The organism is Lentzea sp. NPDC006480 (assembly GCF_040611995.1).
Classification (GTDB): Bacteria; Actinomycetota; Actinomycetes; order Mycobacteriales; family Pseudonocardiaceae; genus Lentzea.
The window spans coordinates 1-22,983 of record NZ_JBEXPJ010000144.1; the positions used below are offsets into that span (position 1 = coordinate 1).

Consider the following 22,983-nt stretch of genomic DNA (forward strand, 5'->3'; position numbering starts at 1 on the left):
GCCCGGCCGGCCGGCCGTGATCAGCTGAGGGCTTCGACGATGCGGGCGACCATCTCCTTCTCGGCCGCAGCCACTTCGCCTGTCCGCGACGAGTGATCCCGAGCAGCTGAAGTCGCTGGAGCGGGTGCGGCGGGCCGCGGTCGCCGCTGTCGCACGGGTCGAGCGCGCGGTCGCCGCCTCGCTGAACGACGAGCAGCTGGCGAGCGAGGCGCGCCGGCACCACGCCTTGATGGCCGGGCATCGCGAGGTGGCGCCGCGGGCGTTCGACGCCGGGGTCGACTTTGATGCACTGCAAGGACTTCTTCGGCCGCGTACCGGGTTCCTGGGTGGACTGCGCACGGGGTGGGCGTTGTCGAAGGCGCGTCGTCTCGCCGGCGCGGGTGAGGTTTCGGCGGAGGACCTGACGGCCGCGGTGTCGGCTGCCGAGCAGACCGCCGCCTCGGTGCGGCTCGCGGCCGGTGGCGGCACGACGTTCGCCGAGCTGCGGCCGTTGTTGTCCGAACAGGACAGTGCCGCCCGGTCGGCGACCGCCGCGTGGCTCAAGGAGTTCGCGGTCAGCGGTCGCGGCTCGGGCGCGCGCCGGGCGGTGGCGGCGCTCGCGAAGGCGTTGCGCTCGGGCAGGGCGGCCCGGCGGCGTGGGCTGGCCGAGATCGACAGCGCGGATCTCGTCGCGGCACTGCCGTTGTGGGTCGGGACGCTGTCCGATGTGGAGGACATCCTGCCGGCGGTGCCGGGCATGTTCGACCTGGTGATCATCGACGAGGCGAGCCACGTCGACCAGCCGCTCGCCGCGCCGGCGTTGCTGCGCGGGCGTTCCGCGGTGATCGGCGGTGATCCGCGGCAGCTGCGGCACGTCTCGTTCGTGAGCGATCAGGCCGTGCAGGCGGCCGTCGACGCCGAGGGCACCCAGGACCTGCGCGACCGGCTGGACGTGCCGAAGGTGAGTCTGTTCGACGCGGGCGCCGCCACCGCGGGCGTGCACTGGCTCGACGAACACCACCGCTGCGCACCGCACCTCATCGGGTTCGCCGCGGCGAAGTTCTACGACGGCAAGATCGCGTTGCTGACCACGCACCCGGCGATCGCGGACGTCGACTGCATCGACACCGAACGCGTCGCCGGCTCCCGCACCCCGAAGGGCGGCAACCAGGCCGAGGTCGACGCCGTGCTCGCCCACGTGCGCAAACGGATCGCGGCGGGTGTGCGGTCGATCGGTGTCGTGACGCCGTTCCGCGCGCAGGCGGACGCCTTGGAAGCGGCGCTGCTGGGCGAGCTGACGCTGGACGAGATCACCACCGGTGGCGTGCGCGTCGGCACGGTGCACGGGGTGCAGGGCAGCGAGTTCGACGAGGTCGTGATCAGCCTGGCCGCCGATGAGAAGCCCGGCGGGTGGCGGTTCGTGAACGACCCCAACCTGCTCGCGGTGCTGACCACGCGGGCGCGCGGCAAGGTGCACGTGATCACCTCGGCCGCCCAGCCGCCGGGGTTGATCGGTGAGTACCTGTTGCACGCGGACGTGCCGCCGACCGAGACCGCCGGGATCGAGCCGGCGGACGCCTGGACGGCCCGGCTGGCCCAGGAGCTGACGACCGCGGGCCTGACCGTGCGGACGGGCTATCCGGTGGGGCGGTGGCGGGTCGATCTCGTGGTGGGGGAGAAGGAGAACGCCGTCGCGGTGGAGACGCGCCCGCACCCGGAAGGCGCACAGGCGCATCTCGCCCGCTGGCGCGCACTGACTCACGCGGGTTGGCGCGTGCACGACGCCTTCGGCAGCCGCTTCGACCACGACCCGGCCCGCGCGGCCGTGGAACTAACCCACGAACTCCGCCGTTGACGGCCGCACGCGGGGGCCTTTCGTGCGCTCGTGCCAAACGAAAGGTCCCCGCGTGGGGTTACCGGCGGGTAGGTTGGAAGAGCGGCTCGGTGGTGGCGGCCGTGGGCAGGAACGGGTTCGGGTTTGCCGGGCAGACGGTGCCGACCGGCGGCAGCGTGCCGTTGAGGAGGTAGGCGTTGGTGTAGTCCGACGCGCACTTGCTCAGGCCATATGCCGTGTGGCCCCAACCTGCGTATGCCAGCAAACGGCTTCCCGCGATCTGCCGGTTCACCGCCTGAGCGCCGCGGAAGTCCGTCACGCCGTCGAAGTGGTTGCCCACCACCAGAACCGGCGCGTTGGTCTTCGTGCGCCACGGTCCGGCGAACCGGTCGGAGTTCACGGGCCAGTTCGCGCAGGCCGCGTTGCCCCACCACCACGCCGGTCCGAACTCCGAACCCGCCGCAGCGTGACGAGCGGTCGCGCGGTAGGCGTCGAACCCGCGCGGGAACTCGATGTCCGCACACACGTTGCCGTTGTACGCGTCGAAGCCGTTGTCGTAGTCCGGTTCCGCCGCAACGGAAACAGCGCTCGAAGCAGACGCGCCGGAAGATGCGTCCGACAGCTGGTCGAACAGCTCGGCCGTCTCCGGCCAGTCACGCGGGTTGTACATCGCGCCGATCGCCGTGTTGATCACGGCGTCGTAGGTGTAGGTCTGGTCGCCGAGCTGGATCGGCTTGGCGCGCACCGAGGCCAGCAACGCGTTCCAGCGCTTCTCCGACTGAGGACCGAACACGCACTTGGCCTCGTCGCAGTTGCGGAGGAACTCGCGGAACTCCTCCTTGGTCGCGATCCGGTCCGACTCGACCTGCCGGCCGCTCGACCACAGCTCCGAGTTCAGCACGCCGTCGATCACCAGCGCGCGGATGTTGTTCGGGAACAGGTTCGCGTAGGTGGCGCCGAGGTAGGTGCCGTAGGAGAAGCCGAGGTACGAGATCTTCCGGTCACCGACCGCGCGGCGCAGCAGGTCCATGTCCCGCGCGACGTCCGCGGTGCTCATGTGCCGCGCGATCTTCTGGTCGTCCTGGCACTCCGGCCCGAGCGAGCGGTACCGGTCGAAGAACGGCCGTTCCTGCGCGGCCTGGTAAGGGAAACCGGTTACGCCCTCGAAGAACTTGTCCAGGTCGGCCTGGCTCTTGAAGCAGTGCAGCGGATCCGACCGGCCGATGCCGCGCGGGTCGAAGCCCACGATGTCGAAGCGACCCTGCAGGTTGGCGGACAGCTTGTTGCCCGACCCCAGCGCGAAGTCCACGCCCGAGCCGCCCGGTCCGCCGGGGTTGAGGAACAGCGACCCGATCCGGTGCGCCTTGTCCGTGGCGGGTTTGCGCGCCAACGCCACGGAGGTGGTCGCGCCGCGCGGGTTGTCGTAGTCCAGCGGCACCCGCACGGAGGCGCACTCGAAGCCGGGGTGTTCCGGTCCGCACGCCTCCCAGGCGATCCGCGGCACTCCCGGATCCGCCAGCGCGACGGGCGCCCCGGTGACCAGCAGCGCGGCCGCCGCGGCGAGCACGGTGATACGCATCGACAAGCTCCCCTCTTGTCCGAAGAGGGGCCATTCCTACCCGTCCGCGACGGGTGCCGTGCACCGCCGAAAGTCGTGATCTCCCGAGCGGGCTCAATCCGGCCGTCGGTGCTTTTGGCGAACTCCCAGCCGGTCCGCGATCTGGTCGTGGATCGGCGTGCTCATCACGATCGGGCCCGGTGGTGGTGCCGACTGTGTCGGTCCGGGGGTGTCCTGGTCTGCAGGCATGGCAGGAGCGTAGGCATGATCTTTGACCCATCAAGCACGCTGATCAAGAAATCACACTCGACGTACCCCATGAGGTGAATCCGAATCGGCCGATTTATACCGAGGGTGGGATCTCGTGCGTGCTGAGTGACTACGTGTGGGTGTGCCCGATGGGGGTACGCGTATTTGCTCGGCAACGTGGAATCTCATCGGCCGGACGCAGCATTTGCGTGATCTCGCCGTGATGCTGAACGATCGGGTTCATCACCCAGCGACGTGGAGCGTGACGTGGTCAGTGGCAAGCCGGGCATCGCGAAACGGCAGCTCATCCTGCTCTCCGGCAGGGCGCACCCGGAGCTCGCCGAGGCGGTCGCCAAGTACGTCGGCGTCGCCATCACCCCGCAGTCCGCCTACGACTTCGCGAACGGCGAGATCTTCGTCCGGTTCGAGGAGTCGGTGCGCGGCGCCGACGCGTTCGTCCTGCAGAGCCACACGGCGCCCATCAACGACTGGCTGATGGAGCAGCTGCTGATGGTCGACGCGTTGAAACGCGCCTCGGCCAAGCGCATCACCGCGGTCGTGCCGTCGTACCCGTACGCCCGCCAGGACCGCAAGTACGCCGGACGTGAACCGGTGTCGGCACGGCTGGTCGCGAACATGTTCAAGACGGCAGGCGCGGACCGGATCGTCACGGTCGACCTGCACACCGCGCAGGCCCAGGGCTTCTTCGACGGCCCGGTCGACCACCTGCACGCGATGTGGCTGCTCACCGAGCACGTCCGGACGCGGTACCAGAGCGAGGACCTGACGATCGTCTCGCCGGACGCCGGCCGCACCAGGCTCGCCGAGAAGTGGGCCGACCTGCTCGGCGGGTGCCCGATCGCGTTCATCCACAAGACGCGCGATCCGTCGCGTCCCAACGAGGTGCTGGCCAACCGCGTGGTCGGTGACGTCGAGGGCCGCACGTGCGTCGTGGTCGACGACATGATCGACACGGCGATGACGAGCACGGGTGCCGCGCGGCAGCTGCTGGATCAGGGCGCGAAGGACGTCGTGCTCGTGGCCACGCACGGTGTGCTGTCCGGCGACGCGTACGACCGGCTCATCGCCAGCAAGGCCCGCGAGGTGATCCTCACCGACACCCTGCCGATCCCGCACGAGAAGCGGTTCCCGGGGCTGACGGTGCTGAGCATCGCGCCGCTGCTCGCCCGCGCGATCCAGGAGGTCTTCGAGGACGGCTCGGTGACCAGCCTGTTCGACGGGAACGCGTAGCCGGGAAGCAGGTCAGCCCGTCCCGTGTTGGTATGGGACATGGGCAACGAGCAGCGTGGCCGGGTGCGGGTCGAGAACTCGGCGAAGCGGGTCCGTGCGTTCTTCGGTGGCGAGCTGGTCGCGGACACGACCTCGCCGCGGCTGGTCTGGGAGATCCCGTACTACCCGGCCTACTACCTGCCGCTCTCCTCGGTGCGGGCCGAGCTGAAGGCGACGGGGGAGACCAAGCACTCGCCGAGCCGGGGCGAGGGAGTCGTCCACGACGTCGTCACGGCGGGTGGCACGGCCGAGGGCGCCGCGCTGACGTACCCGGACTCGCCGATCGAGGAGCTGCGCGACCTCGTCCGGTTCGAGTTCGCGGCGATGGACGAGTGGCTGGAAGAGGACGAGCCCATCTACGTCCACCCGCGTGACCCGTACAAGCGCGTTGACGTGCTCGGCAGCTCGCGGCACGTGCGAGTCGTGCTCGACGGCGTGACGCTCGCGGCCTCGTCACAGCCCCGGATCCTCTTCGAAACGAGCCTTCCGCCGCGCTACTACCTGCCGTTGAGCGACGTGCGGTCCGATCTGCTCAGGCCGTCGGACACCCAGACGCACTGCCCGTACAAGGGGACGGCCACCTACTGGAACGTCGAGGTCGGCGGTGTCGTGCACGAGGACCTGGTGTGGATCTACCGGGCACCGCTGCCCGAGAGCCAGAAGGTCGCCGGGCTCGCCTGCTTCTACAGCGAGAAGGTAGACCTCTTCATCGATGGCGAACTCCAGGAGAAGCCGAAGACTCCCTGGTCATAGCTACTCCGAGCGTTGCGTACTTCACACTCTGCAAAGTTGCAGTGACTGCAAAACTCTCCTGTACTGTTTGAGCCGTGAACCAGTCGGGGGAGAGCCTGCGCGACCGCAAGAAGCGCCGCACGCGTGCGGCGCTCGAGCGGGCGACGGTGCGTCTCGCCGCCGAGAGGGGCTATGACCACGTCACCGTGGAGGAGATCGCCGCCGAGGCCGACGTCTCGGTGCGCACGTTCTTCAACTACTTCGCGAGCAAGGACGAGGCGCTGATCGGCGCGGACCCCGAGGCGGGTCCGCGCATGGCCGGTCGCATCACGTCCGCCGCGGACGGGGTCTCGCCGTTCGAGGCGTACCGGCAGTCGGTCCTCGCCGAGATCACCGACGAGCTGAACAACGCCCGCGACCTGTGGCTGCTGCGCAAGGAAGTGCTGATGCAGCGGCCGGACCTGCTCGTCCGCGCGTTCGCCAACAGCGCGGAGTCGGAGCAGCTGCTCGCGGCCGCGGTGGGCGCACGGGCGGGACTTCCCGAGTCCCACCTGTACCCGCGGCTCGTCGTCGCCGCCGGGAGCGCCGCGTTCCGCTGTGCGGTGACGCGCTGGGCTCTCGACGACAACGTCGCGTTGGGTGACCTGGTCGGCGAAGCCCTCGACCTGTTCGGCACCGGGCTGGTTCACGTGCCGCCGCACCACCACGAAGGGGGAACCTCATGAGCGCCGAAACCGAAGTGCCGCAACCAGAAGTAGCGCCGATCCACAGCAAACGCGAAGTCGTGCAGGCCATGTGGGGCCTGATGCTCGGCATGTTCGTGTCGATCCTCGCCAGCACCATCGTCTCGAACGCGTTGCCGCGCATCGTGGCCGAGCTCAAGGGTTCGCAGTCGATCTTCGCCTGGATCGTGACGACCGAGCTGCTCGCGATGACCGCGACCGTGCCGTTGTGGGGCAAGCTCGCCGACCTCTACAACCGCAAGCTGCTGATCCAGGCGTCGCTGAGCCTCTTCGTGGTCGGCTCGCTGATCGCGGGCTTCTCGCAGAACATCGAGATGCTCATCGTCAGCCGCGTGGTGCAGGGCCTGGGCGCTGGAGGCGTCACCGCGCTCGCGACGGTCGTGATGGCCGCGATGATCCCGCCGCGTGAGCTCGGCAAGTACTCCGGCATGTTCGGCGCGGTGTTCGGCGTCGGCACCGTCGCGGGCCCGCTGATCGGCGGCCTGCTCGTGGACACCTCGTGGCTGGGCTGGCGCTGGTGCTTCTTCATCGGCATCCCGTTCACCCTCGCCGCGATCTACCTGCTCCAGCGCACCCTGCACCTGCCGGTCGTGCAGAAGCGGGAGACGAAGATCGACTACCTGGGCGCGTTCCTGATCGTGTCCGGTGTCTCGACGCTGCTGATCTGGTCGTCGCTGGCCGGGCAGAAGTTCGACTGGTGGTCCGGCTGGACCGCGGGCCTGGTGTCGCTGGGCGTTCTGCTGCTGGTGGCGGCCGTCCGCGTCGAGGCCACCGCGCACGACCCGATCGTGCCGCTGTCGATCTTCCGCAACCGCACCGTCGCGCTGGCGACCATCGCGAGCGCCCTGGTCGGTGTCGCGATGTTCGGCGGTACGGTGTTCCTCTCGCAGTACTTCCAGCTGGCGCTCGGCAAGACGCCGACGCAGGCCGGTCTGCTGGGCCTGCCGCTGATCTTCGGCCTGCTCGTCTCGTCCACTGTGGCCGGTCAGCTGATCACGAAGTACGGCAGGTGGAAGGCCTTCCTGGTCGCTGGTGGCGTGGTCATGGTCGGCGGCATGCTGCTGCTGTCCACGATCACCGCTCAGACCACGGTGTTCATGGTGTCGGTGGACATGTTCGTGCTCGGTGTCGGCGTGGGTCTGATGATGCAGAACCTGGTTCTCGCCGCGCAGAACGACGTGCCGGCCAAGGACCTCGGCGCCACCACGTCGACGCTGACGTTCTTCCGCTCGCTCGGCGGTGCGATCGGTGTGTCGGCGCTGGGCGCGGTGCTGGCGAGCAAGGTGTCGTCGCTGGCCGCGGAGAAGTTCGGGCCGATGGGCGGCACGGACGGTGAGGCCAAGGTGCCGGACCTCTCGGTGCTGCCGCCCGAGATCAAGGCCGTGATCGCGGACATCTACGCGACCGCCACCGCGGAGCTCTTCCTGGTGGGTGCGCCGTTCGCGGTGCTGGCGCTGCTCGCGGTGCTGTTCATCAAGGAGAAGCCGCTCAAGGAGCAGAGCGGTGACGACCGGCTGGCCGCCGAGATGGCCGCCGGGCACTGAATCCTGCTGGGCGAGCGGACCCCTGACTTTCGTCGGGGGTCCGCTCTGCCTTTCGGGTCGGGTTCTCGTCGTTCGTGATCCTTACGTTCTGTCCCATGAACATCTGGGGTGCGGCGATTGCGCTGTTCGTGTCTGCTTTCATGGGTGAGGCGTCGTTTCCGGGCGTCTCGGTGGCGATCACCAAGGGGGATCAGGTGATCGCGGTGCAGGGCTTCGGGCACGACTCCTCCGGCGCGCCGATGACCGAGCACACGAAGATGGCGATCGCGTCGGTGAGCAAGTCGTTCACGGCATTGGCGGTCCGGCAGCTCGCCGACGCGGGCAAGATCGACCTCGACCGGCCGGTGTTCGACTCGCGCGTCACGCCGCGGCAGCTGCTCGCGCACAAGTCGGGCATCAGCGACCGCACGTTGCCGGAGAAGAGCCTGCCGCAACCTGGTTCGCCTGCGCAGGCGGTGGAACGGGCTCAGGAGGTGTTGCGGACGGCCGTGCCCGACGGCCAGTTCCGGTACACCAACACGAACTACCACCTGGCCGCGCGGCTGGTCGAGCTGGCGTCCGGCGAGAGCTTCAACTCCTATCTGCGGAAGCACGTCTTCGAACCGCTGGACATGCGGGAGACGGTCGCGATCGACGTGACACCGCGCGATCTGCCGTCGGACTACCGGCGTGGCTACGGGTACGCGTACGGGTTCTCCGTTCCGCTGACCGAGCCGGACCGGTTCGTCGCCGGGTCCGACGGGGTGATCACCACGGCCGCGGACATGGCGAAGTGGCTGGCGGCGCAGCCGAAGCTCGCGCCGCGGGAAGGGATGGGCTGGGAGACCGACTCGCAGGGACGGTTGCGGCACAACGGGATCTGGTTCACCAGCACGGCCGGGCAGGTGCTGACTTCCTCGGGCTACGGCATCGCGGTGATGGCCAACAGCGGCATCGGGCTCGGCAACGAGAGCACCTACGCGCTGGAGAACGGCATCGCGGACATCGTCGACGGCAGGACACCGCCGGAGCCGTCGTCGTACCGGCTGGTGACCGATCTGGTGCTGGCGGGGTTGACGGTGCTGTCGCTGGTGCTGGGAGTGCGGGCGTTGCGGCGGCCGCGGAGGTTCCACAAGGCGTGGCAGGTGCTCAGGTTCGTGCCGCTGGGTGTGTTGCTGGCGCTGCCGACGTTGCTGGGACTGCTGTACGGCGGTGGGCGCGACATCACGTTCTACCAACTGGCGCACTATTCGCTGCCGCTTGTGGTGTGGTTGGGCGTGTCCAGTGTGCTCAACGTCAGCGTGGCGATTGTGAGGTGGCGGCGATGAGGATCGTGGCGCTCGCGGCATGTGTCGCCGCCGCGGTCACGGTGTCGTTCTTCATGCATCAGAACGTGCCGCCGTGGACAGTGCTGGTGTGTGTTGTGGTGTTCGTGGCTTCGTTCTTGCTCGGTCGCCAGATGGCATCCGGCTGGCCCGCGATCATGTTCGCGGCGGCCTTCATCGGGCTCACCCCTCTCGTCGTGGTGGGCCTGTCAGCCGCGTTGCCGTGGTTCCTCGGCCGGGTCGCCCACCAGCAGGCCGCGTTGGCGGCGGCGGGCGTGGAGGCAGCTCACCTGCGCGAACGCACGCGGATCGCGCACGAAGTCCACGACACGCTGGGGCACGAGCTGAGCCTGATCGCGTTGCAGGCGGGCGCGCTGGAGATGAACCTGCCCGCCGAGCACCAGACGGCCGCCGCGCAGCTCAGGGTGGCCGCCTCCGACGCCACGGAACGGTTGGCGGACCTCGTTTTCCTCCTGCGCGACGGTGAACCGCCTGCTGCGACGGACCTGCGCGGGCTCGTGGACCGGGCGGTTGCTTCGGGGCTGCGGGTCGAGTTCACCGTGGACGGACGGGTTCCGTCTGTTGTGGAGCGAGCTGCGCACCGGGTTGTCCAGGAGGCGTTGACGAACGCCGCCAAGCACGCGCCGAAGTCCGTGGTGGTGCTGACGGTGACGACCGCCGATGCGACCACGGTGGTGGAGGCGAGCAACGACCTCGGGTTGCGGCGGGGCGCGGGCAGCCGGCTGGGCTTGATCGCGTTGCGGGAACGGGTGCGGCTCGCTGGCGGTACGCTCCGGATCAGCCGTGACAGCGGCAAGTTCGAGCTGGTGGCAACGCTTCCGCACGCGGGGGAGTCGTGATTCGGGTACTGCTCGCCGACGACGAGACGATGGTGCGCGCGGGTGTGCGCGCCATCCTCGGCTCGGATCCGTCGATCGAGGTGGTCGCGGAGGCCGGCGACGGTCGCGAGGCGATCGACCTGGCGTTGAAGCACCGGCCCGACGTGGTGCTGCTGGACATCCGGATGCCGCGGCTCGACGGGCTGGAAGCGGCTCGGGAGCTGGCACGCCTGGGGTTCGGCGTCGCGATGCTGACGACGTTCAACGACGACGGCTACCTGGAACAGGCGCTGGACGGCGGTGCGCGCGGATTCCTGCTGAAGTCGGGGGATCCGCGCGAGCTGATCGCCGGTGTGCACGCGTTGGCGTCCGGTGGCGCCTACCTGGCGCCCAAGGTGGCCGCGCGGATGATCACGCGGTTCCGCGGCGGACGGGTCGGCGAGGCCCGTTCCCGCGTGGAGTCGCTGACCTCGCGGGAACGGGATGTGCTGGCGCTGCTGGGCGAAGGGCTGTCGAACGCGCAGATCGCCCGGCGGCTGGAGCTCGTCGAGGGCACGGTGAAGGGGCACGTGAGCGCCATCCTGGCCCGGCTAGGGGCGGAGAACCGGGTGCAGGCGGCGATAGTCGCGCGCGAAGCCGGGCTGACCACGAACTAGAAGGGGAAGTGTCCGGGTTCGCCCGCGACCGTGACCCACCTCGTCGCCGAGAAGGCCTCGATGCCCCACCGGCCACCGAACCTGCCATAACCACTGGACTTCACGCCACCGAACGGCGCCTGCGGCTCGTCGTCCACGGTCTGGTTGCCGACGTGCACGATGCCCGTGCGGATCCGGCGCGCGAGGTCGAGCCCGCGCCGCGAGTCCTCGGTGATCACGCCGGCGGTCAGACCGTGTTCGGTGTCGTTGGCGATGGCCACGGCCTCGTCGTCATCGGTCACCGTCGTCACGACCACGGCCGGGCCGAAGATCTCCTCGCGGAAGATCCGCATCGCCGGGGTGACGCCGTCCAGCACGGTCGCGGCGCCCTCGCCACCAGCTCGCACCCGTGCCCCACCCTCGACCGCATCGGCGACGAGAGAGGCCACGCGCTGGGCGGCACGCGGGTTGATCACCGGACCGATCACCGTGCCGGGGTCGGCCGGGTCGCCGTGGGGCAGCGAGCCGACCTTGGCGGCGAGCTTCGTCGTGAACTCCTCGGCCACAGCCTGGTGCACCAGGATCCGGTCGGTCGACATGCAGATCTGCCCGGCGTTGTGGAACGAGCCGAACGTGGCCGCGTCGACGGCGTAGTCGAGGTCGGCGTCGTCGAGCACCAGCAACGAGTTCTTGCCGCCGAGCTCCAGCACCGCGGGCTTGAGGTGTTGTGCCGCAAGGGTTCCGATGATCCTGCCGACCTCGGTGGACCCGGTGAAGTTCACCGCCCGCACGCGCGGATCGGTGATCAGCGCCTGAGCGATCTCCGCGGCGTCGTCCGGTGCGTTCGTCACGACGTTGAGCACACCCGCGGGCAGCCCGGCCTCGTGCAGCACGTCCGCGATGAACAGCCCGGCCGCGATCGGCGCGTCCTCGCTCGGCTTGAGCACCACGGTGTTCCCGGCCGCCAGAGGTGCCGCGACGGCCCGCGTGCTGAGAATGATCGGCGCGTTCCAGGGCGCGAACGCCGCCACCACGCCAAGGGGTTCGCGGACGGCGAGCGACAGCTGGCCCGGCGTCTCCGTGGTCAGCACCTCGCCGACGGGCTGCGTGACCGCCGCGGCCGCCTCACGCAGCATGTTGGCCGCCAGCACGATGTTGAAGCCGGCCCACCCGCTGACACCGCCGACCTCGCCCGCCATGAGCGCGATGGCTTCCTTCGTCCGGGCTTCCAGACCGTCGGCCGCCCGCAGCAGGATCCGGCGCTTCGTGGACGGCGACGTGGCCGCCCACTCCGGGAACGCCTCCTGCGCGGCGTCGACCGCGCGCGTCACGTCGGCTGCCTGAGCAGCGGCGACAACGGCGTGCACCTCGCCCGTGAAGGGGTTGAGGTCGTCGGTGGTGCGGCCGTCCGCGGTGGGAACGCTTTCGCCGCCGATGAAGAGTTGACGCGTTTCGCTTGCCACAGCTCGTGATTCAAGCCCTCAGGCTCGGTTACCACCAAGTCCGGTTTCCGCTGGATGGAAACCGGGATCGAGCGTCCTGCCGATGCCCCGCGCGGCCACCTGCAACGCGGCCACCAGCCGTCCGCGCACGTTCCGCAGGTCCGGCACCACGATGCCGAGCGCTGCCACGACATGTCCGTCCACTTCGACCGGCACCGCGACCGAGCACGCCCCGAGCGTCATCTCCTCGAACGTCTGCGCGTACCCGTCGCGGCGGATCCGATGCAGCTGCGCCCGCATCCGGCCGGGCTCGGTCACCGTGTAGGCGGTGATCCGAGTCAGGTGGTGTTGCAGCACCTCTTCCTGCACCTCGGCGGGTGCGTGTGCGAGCAACACCTTGCCCACGCCGGTCGAGTGCAACGGCAACCTGCTGCCCGTCGAGCTGACGATCGGCACGGACGCGTGGCCCGACACCCGATCGAGGTACAGAACTTCGGTGCCCTCGCGCACGGCCAGGTGCACCACGGCGCGCGTGGCCGCGTGGATGTCGTGCAGGAACGGCTCCGCGACCCGGCTGAGGTCGACCTCGCCCGCCGCGAGCAGCCCGAGCCGCCAGATCCGCCGCCCGATGACGTACTCGCCGGACTCCAGCCTGCGCACCGCGCCCCAGGCGTCCAGTTCCGCCAGCAACCGGTGCGTGGTGCTGATCGGCAGGCCGCTGCGGCGCGCGATGGTGCTCAGGGTCTGCCGGCGGTGGCGGGAGTCGAACGTGCCGAGCAGCGACAGCAGCTTGGCGGACACGGTGGCGGCCATCCCGGAATTCTGCACGCCGTGCTTAGTATCGGCTGGTGGCCGGAACTCAAGAAGGAAAACTCCGTGTGCTGCACCGGGCACTAGCCGCGCACCCGAACGAGCCCGTGCTGTTCGCTGACCTGGTTCGCGAGGTCTGGGGCGACCACCCGCCCGCAGGACCGCTGCCGGCGTTGCGCACGCTGGTGAAGCGGCTCCGACGGTCCATCCCGGACGAGATCGTCACGGACGCGTCCGGTTATCGCCTGAGGGTGCGCACGCCCGGACCGTGCCAGCTTCCCGCCGACCTGCCGGACTTCGTGGGTCGTGAGCAGGAGCTGGAACGCCTGGAGAACCACCAGGGCCCGGTCGCGATCACCGGACCGCCCGGCGTCGGCAAGACGGCGCTCGCGGTCAGGCTCGCGCACCGACTGCGGGAGCGGTACGTCGACGGGCAGCTGTACGTGAACCTGCGGGTCTTCGCGTCCGGGCCTGCGGTGACTCCGGAACAAGCCCTCGGCGGGTTTCTGCGCGCGCTCGGGGTGCCGCAGGCCGCGATCCCGGTGCACCTGGCCGCGCAGGCCGCGCTGTACCAGTCGAAGCTCGCCGGCCAGAAGGTGCTCGTGGTGCTCGACAACGCCGCCGAGGACGTGATCGAGACGTTGCTGCCCACCGAACCCGGCTGCCTGGCCATCGTCACGAGCCGTCACGACCTGCCAGGACAGCTCCGGCTCGACGTGCTCGGCGACGACGACGCGCACGACCTGCTGGCCAGCATGAGCGTGCAGGGCACGCCCGAGGAGCGCACGGAGCTGGTGCGGTTGTGCGCGCACCTGCCGCTCGCGTTGCGGATCGCGGGGGCGAACGTTGCCCACGGGCACATCGAGGACTACCTCGACGAGCTGCGCGGCGACCGGCTGGACGTGCTCGAGATCGACGGCGACGCGGCGGTGCGGGCCACGTTCGAGCTGTCCTACCGGGCGTTGAGCGGCGAGGCCAAGCGCGTGTTCCGGCGCCTGGGGTTGCCACCGGGCGCGGACATCGGACTGGAGGCGGCCACCGCGCTGACCGGCGAAGACCCGGAGGCGCACCTCGACGAACTGGTGCGCGCCGGGCTCGTCGACCACATCGGCGCTCGCTATCAGCTGCACGACCTCATCAGGCTGTTCGCTGCCGACGCGGCTGACGACGACGACCAGGCCGGCTTGCTCGCCATGTACGCGTGGTACCTGCGGACCGCGCACAACGCCGTCCGCGGCATCGTGCCGGAGACGAGCCTGCTGACCGAGCCCGACCTCGACGGCCCGAGCCTCACCTTCGCCGACCGGGACGAAGCGGGGGCGTGGCTGGAGGACGAGCACTCCAACCTGGTCGCGGCGGTCCTGGCGGCACCGTCGCCGTATGCGCAGCAGCTCGCCGACGCCCTGCGGATCTACCTGCACGTCGGCCGGTTCGAAACCGAGAAGGCACTGGTGTTCCGCGCCGGCCTGCGGACCGCGCAGGCGGCCGGCGACCTGGCCGGGCAGTCCGCTGCTTGGTACGGCCTCGGCATGTCGTCGTGGACGCACGGCGAGTACGCCACCGCGCTGAGCAGCTACGAGCACGCACTGGAATGCGCGCCGACGCCGTTCGCGGTGGCGTCGATCAGGAACGCGACCGGGCTCGTGCTCCAGGAGATGGGCGAGGGCCAGCGGGCCCGGGCGCAGTTCGTGGAGGCGTTGCGGATCCGGCAGGAGCTCGGCGACGTGCGCGGCGTCGGCAGCGTGCTGATCAACCTCGCCATCCTCGCCGGCACGCGCGGTGAGCTGCGCCAGGCGGCCGAGTACTTCCAGGAGGTCAAGGACCTCAGCGAGAGCCACGGTCTGCACAACCAGGCCGCCCTCGCGCTCGACAACATCGCCGTCGCCTACTTCGAGCTCGGCGACCTGGACCGGGCGCTGGCCGCGAGCATCGAGGCCGTGCAGCTCAACATCAGCCAGGACCAGCAACGTGCCCTGGCCAACGCCCTCGCGAGCCTCGCCCGCATCCACGCGGAACGAGGCTCGGTCGCCGAGGGGTTGCGAGCGGCGGAGCAGTGCTTCGAGGTCGCGCGCGAGGCCGAGCACCCGAAAGCGCGGATCGACTGTCTCGTCGCGATGGCGGTGCTGGAGCCGGAACACGCGGCGCGGCACGCGGGTGAGGCGGTCGAGCTCGGTCGCAAGATCGGCTACGGGCCCGGCGTGATCACCGCGTCGATCCTGCTCGCGGAGGCCACGGCGTCGGTGGAGTTGATCGACGAGGTGCTCACCATGATCGTCGAGACCGACAGCATGATGGAACACTCGCGGGCGTTGCTGGTTCGTGCGCGCATCACGCGTTCTGCGGAGGCGGCACGAGAGGCCTTGGCGGGCGCGGAGTCGCGCGGGCAGGAGAAGGTGGCCGCGGACGCGCGGGAGTTGCTCGCGGCGCTGCAGGCGTGAAAGTCGCTCGGACCGCGCCGCCGTTTGCTGCTACGAACTGGTTCCATGACGTACCTGGGTGAGGGCTGGGACAGCACGGCCGAGCTGGTCGGCGGCCGGTGGGTGGAACGACGGCCGCGTCGCCCCGAGATCGGCCCGCAACTGGTGCGCGAGTCTGTGGTGATGCCCTGGCTCGCACCTCTGCTGCCGCTGCCCGTCCCGGTGCCCGTCGTGATCTCCGACGATCCACTGGTGGTCCGCCACGAACTCGTGCCTGGCGCGGAGCTGGCCGCCCTCAACGCCGCCCACGGCCGCCAGCTGGGGGAGTTCCTGCTGGCACTGCACGCGGTTCCGGTGGCCGAGGCCGCCGAACGAGGCGTCGGGCCGATGACGTTGCCCGTCGAACGGTTCCGCGCGGAAGTCCAGGTGCCTGGCGGCGAGGAGCTGCTGGCCAAGATCGACGGGCTGCCCGCGGACACGCTCGTCCACGGCGACCTCGGTCCCGAACACGTGCTGGGCCGCGCAGGCGTGCTGACCGGCGTGATCGACTTCGGCGACCTGCACATCGGCGACGCGGCGATCGACCTCGCCTGGGCGCTGCACTCCACCCCACCGGAGTTCGTGGACGCACTCGTTGCGGCATATGGGGTAACGGACGAGCTGTGGCGGCGTGCGTTGATCTGGCACCAGCTCGGGCCGTGGCACGAAGTCCTGTACGGCAACGACATCGGTGATCCGCAGGTGGCGGCAGGTGGACTCGAAGGCGTGCGTGACCGGCTCTCGATCGGGGTATCCCGGGGTCCCACCGACTGAAGGAGTTGTCGAGGATGCCCTGGGTTCGCAGGCACCGCCGCAGCGCCCCGTACAGCTGGTTCCGCACCACCACGGTCCGCAGCCACTACCGCAGGCCGCAGGGTGGGATGTGGATCCCGATCCTGGTCGCGATCGCCGTGATCGTGCTGCTCATCGCCCTGTTCTAAAGGGGTAAGGTCGAGTGCATGGGACAGTTGGGCGAGTTGTTCCCGGGACGCAAGCTCCGCAGCGAGGCCGCGGATTCCGGCACCGGCGAGGACTTCGAGGAGACCGGTCCGCTCGACCTCACGGCGGGAGCGGTGCGCTTGAGGCCGCGGCCGAAGCCCGCGGCTCCCGAGCCTGACCGCACCGACAGCACTGACTGATCACGGGTACTACGCTTGGCCGGTGCTGGCCGCCCTGCTGTTCGTCCTCCCCGCGTCGATCTTCGTCTACGGGGTGGTGCGCGACCGGCGCAGGCTGAGCAACGCGATCTGGCTCGGCATCACGCTGGTGATGCTGCTGCTCCTGCTGGCCGAAGCCGGGCGGGACAACCCCGTGCTGAGCCTGCCGCTGCTCCTCGCGTTCATGCTCGCCGTGCTCGGCCTGTTGTTGCTGCCCTTGGCATTGCTGGCGAACGGCCTGGTCATGGTCCGCCGCGAGGGCCGCTCGCTGGGCAACCTGCTGTCGTTGCTCGCGGGCCTCGCCCTGATCGGCGAGATGATCTACTTCGGCTGGGGCATCGGCCAGCCCAACGACTGGATCCGCGGCAGCGCGATCGGGTTGTTCCTGGTGTCCGCGTACATCGCGTTCCTGTTCGTGAGCCTGCTGCTGTACTCGGTGATCTACGGCCGCACCGGGCGCCGCAGCGGATTCGACGGCATCGTGGTGCTCGGCGCGGGCCTGGTCGGATCACGGGTGCCACCGCTGCTGGCGTCCCGGCTCGACCGCGCGTTGCGGCTGTACCGGCGCGAGAGCGAGGCCGGGCGGTCGCCGATCATCGTCGTGTCCGGCGGGCAGGGCGCCGACGAGGCGGTCTCCGAGGCGTTCGCGATGCGCGAGTACCTGCTCGAGCGCGGCGTACCCGACGACGACGTGGTGCTGGAGGACCAGGCGACCACGACCGAGGAGAACCTCCGCTACAGCAAGGAGTTGCTGGCTTCTCGTGGGCACACCGGACGCGTTGTCGCGGTGACGAACAACTACCACGTGTTCCGCACGGCCGTGCTGTCGCGCAAACAGGGGTTGCGGCTGCAGGTGATCGGCGCGCCGACGGCCTGGTACTTCGTGCCGAGCGCGTTCCTGCGGGAGTTCGTGGCCCTGCTGGTCCGCAACCCGGTGGTGCACACGCTGGCGTGCGCGTTGCTGATGGCGGGCGGGCTCGCGCTGACCCAGATCGGCTGAGGCACCGCCCGCCGGCAGCGTCACCGCACGGTGATGTTGGAGTTGCCGCTGCTCCGGTACCCCTCGGTCGCGAGGATCATGTAGTAGCTGAAGTTGCCGAGCCGCAGGCCGGCCCGGTTCCACGCGTCGAAGTGGTTGCCGGTGGTGATGGACCCGCCCGTCCGCTTCTGCTGCCGGACGCTCCAGAACTGCGGGAACGTTTTGACGCCCTCGACGGAGGGCGCGTTGTAGCGCATCGTCTGGTAGATGTCGTACGTGCCGCCGTCGCTGGTCACCGTGCCCTTGTAGGTGCCCGTGGGCCGGTACGTGCCCCAGTTGTCGACGATGTAGTACTCGACGAGCGGGTTCGACGTCCACCCGTAGAGGGTCAGGTAGGCGTTGCCGGACGGGTTGAAGCTGCCCGAGTAGTTCACGGTGCGCCGCGACCCGTTGCTCCAGCCCTTGCCGCCGACGAAGTTGCCGACGTTGCTCCACGAGGTGCTGTAGTTGCCGCCGGAGCCGAAGTCCATGCAGACCCGGCCGCCGCCGTCGGTCCAGAACGAGTAGTAGTAGCCGCCGTTGTTGCCCGTCTGGCTTGAGCACGTGGCGTTGGCGACCACATCAGCGTCGGCGGTGCCGGGCAGCAATGCGGCGACCAGTGCGGTGCAGGCACCGGAAATGAGCAGAGCGACGCGAACGCGGCGCGACGATCGAACACTTGTTTTGGTCATGTGCTGTACTCCGAAGGTCGGTCAAAAGGTTTCGATAAATTTTCGAAACTCTCCGGCGAGTGAATTCTGTCGAATTCGGATCGTCGAAACCGTCGAATGCGCAGGCGGTCAGCGTCGCAGCGTCAACAGGCCCGGCCGGTAGGGCAGGAGGCCGTAGTCGCCGCCGGAGTTGGGGTCACGTCCCTGGTAGAGCAACTGCAGATTGCAGGGATCGATGGTCTTGGTCTGGTCCGGGTTGCTGCGGATCAGGTCGCCGTGGCTGATGTCGTTGGTCCAGGTGGCGCCGCTGTTGGCCTTGCCGGCGAACGGGTTGCTCTCGGTGGCGGCCTGCGGGGTCCACGAACCGTTCAGGCTGCTCGACGTGAACGAGCGGAAGTAGCGGCCCCGCGCGCCCATCGCTTCGACGATCATGAGGTACTGGTTCTGGCCCTGGACCCGGTAGACCTCGACCGCTTCGAACAGGTTCGCCTGCGTGTCGCTCATGATCGTCGTGTAGGCCGAGCCGAAGCTGCCGGGGAAGTTCCCGATGGGCATGCTCGCGCGGTAGATCCTGCCGTTGTCACCGGCGAAGAAGAGGTACATGTTCGTGCCGTCACCGATGATCGTCTGGTCGATGGGGCCCGTGCCGGAGTTGGGGATGCTGCCGGTGAAGAGCGTCTGCTGCGTCGACCAGCCGTTCGCGTTGGTGGGGTCGCTCGACGTCCGGTAGCTGAACGCGGTGCCACCCCACTGGTAGGTGAGCACCCAGATGTTCTTGGGCGCGAAGTAGAACAGCGTGGGGGCGACGGTGCCGCTGCTCATCCCGTTCTGACTGGCAGAGGCCATGTCGGACCAGTTCGTGAAGGTCCCGAAGTTCATCGATCCCCACGAAGTCCGCGTGTCGTGCGTCGTCGCGTAGACCAGGTGCTTGCCGTTGTACATGACGTGGGTGAAGTCCTTGAGCGAGACCCACCCCTGCTTCGGGTTCGCCAGCGCGCCCGTCGACGACCAGCTGTAGGTCGTCGGCAGAGAGCACGTACCAGGGCCTCCGCCGACGAGGACGAGCTGCCACTGCTGGTTGGTGGTGCCGGCGTCGCTGTTCTGCACGACGTTGCCGCCGTCGGCGGTGGAGGCGCCCTGGACCTCGACGGCCTTGTTGCTGTTGCGGTTGATCAGGCGCACGTGGCCGCCGTCGGAGTCGGCGAGGCGGAACTGCTGGTTGGCGCCGCCGTGGTCGGTCCACTGGATGATGCCGGCGCCGTCGGCGGTGGAGTTGCCGGAGACGTCGAGGACCTTGTTCGACAGCCGTGACCTCACTCGGTAGTAGCCGCCGCCGGAGTCGACGAACTGCCACTGCTGCTGGTTGCCGTCGTTGCGGGTCCACTGGGTGATGCGGGCGCCGTCGTTCATCGCGAGGTTGTAGACGTCCAAGGCCTTGCCGCTGTTGCGGTTGACCAGCACGTACCAGGCGTTGGCGTCGACCGTGGCCGCCGACACCGGCGCCGCGTTGAAGGCCGCCACCAGCCCGCCGAGCAGCACGGCGACGACGGCGGCGGCCGTGCGACGCCGTACAGCTCGGCGGGTGTGCGGGGGATGGTCCGATCCGGCCATGGGCATGCTCCTCTTCGTCGAGGTGGGGCAAACCGCGGCAACGTTCGAATGAACGACTATTACGTGCGGATGTCACGGCCACGGGCGCCATTTACCTGCGCCAAACTGTGGGGGACGAATTCCGCGCGGTCAAGACGGCCCGAAAATGTTTCGACCGGCATTCCGGATTGCTAAAGCAGGAGCGAATTCTTTAGCTCTGGCGGGCGGGGACCGGTCGCCCGGTCCCCGCCCGTTTTCTCACCTGGTCTTCAGGAGGTCCTTCATCTCGGTGATCTCCTGCTGCTGACCGTCGATGATCGCCTGGGCGAGCTTCTTGGCGTCAGCGTCCTTGCCCTGGTCGAGCTCGGTCTTCGCCATCTCGACGGCACCCTCGTGGTGCTTGATCATCAGGTCGAGCCACTGCTCGTCGAACGCGGCGCCGGTGGCGTTCTCCAGCCCCGCCATGTCCTCGTGGCTCATCATCCCGGCCATGTCGTGGCCGGTGTGGTCCTGCGTGGCCGCGGAGCCCCACTCCTTGAGCCACCCGTTCATACGGGTGATCTCCGGGTCCTGCGCCTTCTCGATGCGCTGGGCGAGGCCGCGCACCTTGTCGTTGGAACTGCGGGTGGGCACGAGCTTCGCCATCTCCAGCGCCTGCTCGTGGTGCGGGACCATCTGCTGCGCGAACGCGATGTCCGCCTTGCGATCGGGCGCGGCCGGCTGCTCGGTGCTGCCGCAGGCGCTCAAGACGAGCATGCCGACGGCAGCCCCGATGAGGGACTTCTTCAAGGGTTTCTTCTCTCTGACGGTTGTGGACAGTGCTGAGTGGACTGAACTCAGTTCCGCAGCACGCAGAGAGACGTGAGAAGCGATCTTCCGCCCGGTGGCGGACGTTGCGGGGTGCTCAGCGGCGTCTCGGACGGGAGCGCCGCGAGGCGGGGGAGTGCCGTCCTGGCCAGGAACCACGCCGTCAGCGCGACGGCCGCCGCGACCAGCACCGCGAGGCACAGGTGCAGCAGGTCGTGCTCGTGCGGTTCCTGCTGCTGATGGCTGACCATGTGCTCGGCGTGCGGAGTTTCCGCGGCTGCGACATGGTGCATCCCGACGACGGCGAACACGAGCGCGCACAGCAGCACCCATCGGGTCCACTGGCGCCGCGTCATGTGACACACCCTACCGGGGTACGGGTTGATACCGATACCCCCTAGGGGTATCGTTCGGCGCGACGTTCAAGGAGGAGGACGACATGAACCACGCTCCCGCGAGCCTCACCAGGCAGGCGATCTCCGCGACGCTGCACTGCCTCACCGGCTGCGCGATCGGCGAGGTGCTCGGCATGATCATCGGCACGGCACTGGGCTGGGGAAACCTCGCCACGATCGTGCTGGCCATCGTGCTCGCGTTCGTGTTCGGCTACTCGCTCACGATGCGCCCGGTGCTGCGCTCGGGCCTGTCGTTCAAGGCGGCGCTCGGGGTCGCGCTGGCGGCGGACACGGTGTCGATCGCGGTCATGGAGATCGTCGACAACGGCGTGATCCTGGTGGTGCCCGGCGCCATGGACGCGGGCCTGGGGACCTGGCTGTTCTGGGCGTCGCTGGCGGTGTCGCTGGTGATCGCCTTCGTGGTCACGGTGCCGGTGAACCGCTGGATGATCGGCCGCGGCAAGGGTCACGCGGTCGTCCACCAGCACCACCACTGACGTGGAAGGGCCGGGACGTCTCGTGACGTCCCGGCCCCTGCGGTCACCAGGTCAGCTGGCCGGAGTCCACCGAGGTGACGCGCGTGCCCTGGCTGCTGACGCCGCCCGTCACCCGAGTGCCGTCGGTGCCGATCGACTGGTCTTTGCCGTCGGTCCCGATGGACTGCTCCTTGCCGTCGATCCCGGCTTCCCGGTCCTCGATCCCGGTCACCCGCGTTCCGGCCTCGCGGTCGTCGACGCCGGCTTCCCGGTCGTCCACCGCGGTCACGCGCGTGCCCGATTCCCGGTTGTCCACCCCGGTCACCCGCGTGCCCTGACCACTGTCATCCCCAGCGGCGGATGCCGTGCCCACTCCGAGCACGAGCGCCGCTGCCGCGAGCACGAGTACGCCCGCTGTTTTCTTGCCCACCATGTGACCTCCCCAGTTCGGTGGTAGTCCCAGGATGCGCGCGGGTTCTTGCAAGAACTTTGAACCCGCAGGTCAGACGGTGTTCAACTCTGCGCGCGTGAACCTCATGACCCAGTTCGTCTCCCACGTCTCACCGTCGTCGTAGGAGAACTGCTGCTGCCACACGGGCTCGTCGCCGGCCGTCCAGTCGAACCGCAGCTTCACCGCGTGCCCGCCGACCACGTCGTCGCCGAAGAACACCCCGTGGCCGTCGGTGAACCGGCCTTCCAGCGGCGGGTCGAGCTGGCCGGGAGCGCGGGTGGAGGCCCACCAGATGCGCCAGACGTCCCCAGCCGGGTCGTACTGGCGCAGCGTCATGCCCTCCCAGTCGTCGGCGCGGAGGGTGTCGATGTTGGCCGCGCCGCCCAGGACCGGCCGGCAGTCGCCGGTGGCCTCGAACTCGACCCACTCGGTGCCGCGGCCCGCGATGTCGGCGATCTTGCGGTTGGCCACCCGCCACCGGCCGTGGAAGAAGTCGAAATCGTTCTCACTCATGAGGAGGACGCTAAAACGCCATCACTGACACCCGATGTCAGTGATCGACTATTGACGCAAAGGTCTGGACCATTTTACGGTTCCCCGCAGTGGCCGCCGCCCTAGCCAGGAGGTCCTCGTCTTGCGCCTGCTCGCCAGAGTGGTCCCGGTGTTAGCACTGCTAGCCGGGACCGTGATAGCCGTGACCAACTCGCCCGTCGCAGCCGCAGCCCATGAGGACTGCCGGCCGGACGGGCTCTACAAAACACCGGGCGTCGACGTGCCGTACTGCAGCGTCTACGACACCTCCGGCCGCGAGAACCTGGGTCCGGACAAGTCCCGCCGCGTGATCGGGTACTTCACCAGCTGGCGCACCGGCAAGAACGGCCAGCCCGGGTACCTCGCCAAGGACATCCCCTGGGAGATCGCTTCCGGCCGCATCAGTCTCGGCGGCGTCCTGGCGTTCGCCGCGATCCTCAGCTCGCTCTACGCCCCGGTCCAGCAACTGGGC

The 22,983-nt window shown here is 69.1% G+C and carries 23 protein-coding genes and 1 pseudogene; 15 read left to right on the plus strand and 9 right to left on the minus strand.

The features are described from left to right. The first annotated feature begins 124 nt into the window (after nucleotides 1-124). A complete protein-coding gene (locus ABZX92_RS36065; RefSeq protein ID WP_355569688.1) occupies nucleotides 125-1,834 on the plus strand; it encodes an AAA domain-containing protein in 1,710 nt (569 codons plus the stop codon). Nucleotides 1,835-1,892: 58 nt separating this feature from the next. Here ABZX92_RS36065 and ABZX92_RS36070 read toward each other — a convergent pair whose 3' ends face one another. Next, nucleotides 1,893-3,392, minus strand: coding sequence for an alpha/beta hydrolase (locus tag ABZX92_RS36070; RefSeq protein WP_355569690.1), 1,500 nt, complete (start codon nucleotides 3,390-3,392; stop codon nucleotides 1,893-1,895). 495 nt (nucleotides 3,393-3,887) lie between these two features. Between ABZX92_RS36070 and ABZX92_RS36075 the strand changes: the two genes are divergently transcribed. The 7 genes from ABZX92_RS36075 to ABZX92_RS36105 all read left to right on the plus strand — a co-directional run bounded on the left by ABZX92_RS36075 (nucleotide 3,888) and on the right by ABZX92_RS36105 (nucleotide 10,728). Continuing rightward, nucleotides 3,888-4,871 carry a ribose-phosphate diphosphokinase gene (locus ABZX92_RS36075; protein WP_355569693.1) on the plus strand — a complete coding sequence of 328 codons (984 nt, stop codon included), beginning with the start codon at nucleotides 3,888-3,890 and terminating at the stop codon, nucleotides 4,869-4,871. Between the two features lie 39 nt (nucleotides 4,872-4,910). After that, the gene (locus ABZX92_RS36080) at nucleotides 4,911-5,663 is read left to right on the plus strand and encodes a DUF427 domain-containing protein (RefSeq protein ID WP_355569749.1); all 753 of its coding nucleotides are present in this window, start codon (nucleotides 4,911-4,913) and stop codon (nucleotides 5,661-5,663) included. 74 nt (nucleotides 5,664-5,737) lie between these two features. After that, a complete protein-coding gene (locus ABZX92_RS36085; protein WP_355569696.1) occupies nucleotides 5,738-6,367 on the plus strand; it encodes a TetR family transcriptional regulator in 630 nt (209 codons plus the stop codon). After that, nucleotides 6,364-7,929, plus strand: a complete 1,566-nt coding sequence (locus ABZX92_RS36090; protein WP_355569699.1) for an MDR family MFS transporter — start codon at nucleotides 6,364-6,366, stop codon at nucleotides 7,927-7,929. The genes ABZX92_RS36085 and ABZX92_RS36090 overlap by 4 nt, the downstream gene beginning before the upstream one ends. Nucleotides 7,930-8,024: 95 nt before the next feature. Next, a complete protein-coding gene (locus ABZX92_RS36095; protein ID WP_355569702.1) occupies nucleotides 8,025-9,236 on the plus strand; it encodes a serine hydrolase domain-containing protein in 1,212 nt (403 codons plus the stop codon). Then, complete coding sequence (locus ABZX92_RS36100) at nucleotides 9,233-10,093, plus strand: histidine kinase (protein WP_355569705.1); 861 nt, start codon at nucleotides 9,233-9,235, stop codon at nucleotides 10,091-10,093. Before ABZX92_RS36095 ends, ABZX92_RS36100 begins: the two co-directional genes overlap by 4 nt. Further along, the gene (locus ABZX92_RS36105; protein WP_355569707.1) at nucleotides 10,090-10,728 is read left to right on the plus strand and encodes a response regulator transcription factor; all 639 of its coding nucleotides are present in this window, start codon (nucleotides 10,090-10,092) and stop codon (nucleotides 10,726-10,728) included. Before ABZX92_RS36100 ends, ABZX92_RS36105 begins: the two co-directional genes overlap by 4 nt. Here the strand turns inward: ABZX92_RS36105 and ABZX92_RS36110 are convergent. Both ABZX92_RS36110 and ABZX92_RS36115 read right to left on the minus strand, forming a co-directional pair. Beyond that, nucleotides 10,725-12,170, minus strand: a complete 1,446-nt coding sequence (locus ABZX92_RS36110; RefSeq protein ID WP_355569710.1) for an aldehyde dehydrogenase family protein — start codon at nucleotides 12,168-12,170, stop codon at nucleotides 10,725-10,727. The genes ABZX92_RS36105 and ABZX92_RS36110 overlap by 4 nt on opposite strands. Nucleotides 12,171-12,188: 18 nt before the next feature. Further along, nucleotides 12,189-12,962, minus strand: coding sequence for an IclR family transcriptional regulator (locus ABZX92_RS36115; RefSeq protein WP_355569712.1), 774 nt, complete (start codon nucleotides 12,960-12,962; stop codon nucleotides 12,189-12,191). Nucleotides 12,963-12,997: 35 nt separating this feature from the next. Here ABZX92_RS36115 and ABZX92_RS36120 point away from each other — a divergent pair, with 35 nt between their 5' ends. Genes ABZX92_RS36120 through ABZX92_RS36140 form a run of 5 tightly spaced genes read left to right on the plus strand, consistent with a single transcriptional unit; the run spans nucleotide 12,998 to nucleotide 17,572 of the window. Next, nucleotides 12,998-15,397 carry a tetratricopeptide repeat protein gene (locus ABZX92_RS36120; protein ID WP_355569715.1) on the plus strand — a complete coding sequence of 800 codons (2,400 nt, stop codon included), beginning with the start codon at nucleotides 12,998-13,000 and terminating at the stop codon, nucleotides 15,395-15,397. A 45-nt stretch (nucleotides 15,398-15,442) separates the two neighbouring features. After that, entirely contained in the window at nucleotides 15,443-16,189 is a 747-nt protein-coding gene (locus ABZX92_RS36125) for a phosphotransferase (protein WP_355569718.1), read from the plus strand. 14 nt (nucleotides 16,190-16,203) lie between these two features. Beyond that, the gene (locus ABZX92_RS36130) at nucleotides 16,204-16,356 is read left to right on the plus strand and encodes a hypothetical protein (protein WP_355569721.1); all 153 of its coding nucleotides are present in this window, start codon (nucleotides 16,204-16,206) and stop codon (nucleotides 16,354-16,356) included. Nucleotides 16,357-16,374: 18 nt separating this feature from the next. Then, nucleotides 16,375-16,554, plus strand: a complete 180-nt coding sequence (locus ABZX92_RS36135) for a hypothetical protein (RefSeq protein ID WP_355569724.1) — start codon at nucleotides 16,375-16,377, stop codon at nucleotides 16,552-16,554. 22 nt (nucleotides 16,555-16,576) lie between these two features. After that, complete coding sequence (locus tag ABZX92_RS36140; protein ID WP_355569726.1) at nucleotides 16,577-17,572, plus strand: YdcF family protein; 996 nt, start codon at nucleotides 16,577-16,579, stop codon at nucleotides 17,570-17,572. 20 nt (nucleotides 17,573-17,592) lie between these two features. Here ABZX92_RS36140 and ABZX92_RS36145 read toward each other — a convergent pair whose 3' ends face one another. From ABZX92_RS36145 to ABZX92_RS36160, 4 genes are all read right to left on the minus strand, one after another. Then, nucleotides 17,593-18,282, minus strand: a complete 690-nt coding sequence (locus ABZX92_RS36145; protein WP_355569729.1) for a glycoside hydrolase family 11 protein — start codon at nucleotides 18,280-18,282, stop codon at nucleotides 17,593-17,595. Nucleotides 18,283-18,390: 108 nt separating this feature from the next. Then, nucleotides 18,391-19,872 carry a non-reducing end alpha-L-arabinofuranosidase family hydrolase gene (locus tag ABZX92_RS36150; RefSeq protein WP_355569732.1) on the minus strand — a complete coding sequence of 494 codons (1,482 nt, stop codon included), beginning with the start codon at nucleotides 19,870-19,872 and terminating at the stop codon, nucleotides 18,391-18,393. Between the two features lie 237 nt (nucleotides 19,873-20,109). Beyond that, nucleotides 20,110-20,640: a DUF305 domain-containing protein gene (locus tag ABZX92_RS36155; protein ID WP_355569734.1), complete on the minus strand. Its 531-nt coding sequence runs from the start codon at nucleotides 20,638-20,640 to the stop codon at nucleotides 20,110-20,112. Between the two features lie 47 nt (nucleotides 20,641-20,687). Next, entirely contained in the window at nucleotides 20,688-21,014 is a 327-nt protein-coding gene (locus ABZX92_RS36160; RefSeq protein ID WP_355569737.1) for a hypothetical protein, read from the minus strand. An 83-nt stretch (nucleotides 21,015-21,097) separates the two neighbouring features. Here ABZX92_RS36160 and ABZX92_RS36165 point away from each other — a divergent pair, with 83 nt between their 5' ends. Then, nucleotides 21,098-21,550: a DUF4396 domain-containing protein gene (locus ABZX92_RS36165; RefSeq protein WP_355569740.1), complete on the plus strand. Its 453-nt coding sequence runs from the start codon at nucleotides 21,098-21,100 to the stop codon at nucleotides 21,548-21,550. Nucleotides 21,551-21,593: 43 nt separating this feature from the next. Here the strand turns inward: ABZX92_RS36165 and ABZX92_RS36170 are convergent, their stop codons facing one another. After that, nucleotides 21,594-21,962, minus strand: a complete 369-nt coding sequence (locus ABZX92_RS36170; protein ID WP_355569743.1) for a hypothetical protein — start codon at nucleotides 21,960-21,962, stop codon at nucleotides 21,594-21,596. Nucleotides 21,963-22,031: 69 nt separating this feature from the next. Beyond that, complete coding sequence (locus ABZX92_RS36175; RefSeq protein ID WP_355569746.1) at nucleotides 22,032-22,493, minus strand: hypothetical protein; 462 nt, start codon at nucleotides 22,491-22,493, stop codon at nucleotides 22,032-22,034. 172 nt (nucleotides 22,494-22,665) lie between these two features. On the opposite strand from ABZX92_RS36175, the pseudogene ABZX92_RS36180 reads away from it, so the two are divergent. Then, nucleotides 22,666-22,983, plus strand: a pseudogene (locus ABZX92_RS36180) (hypothetical protein); the annotation flags it as partial.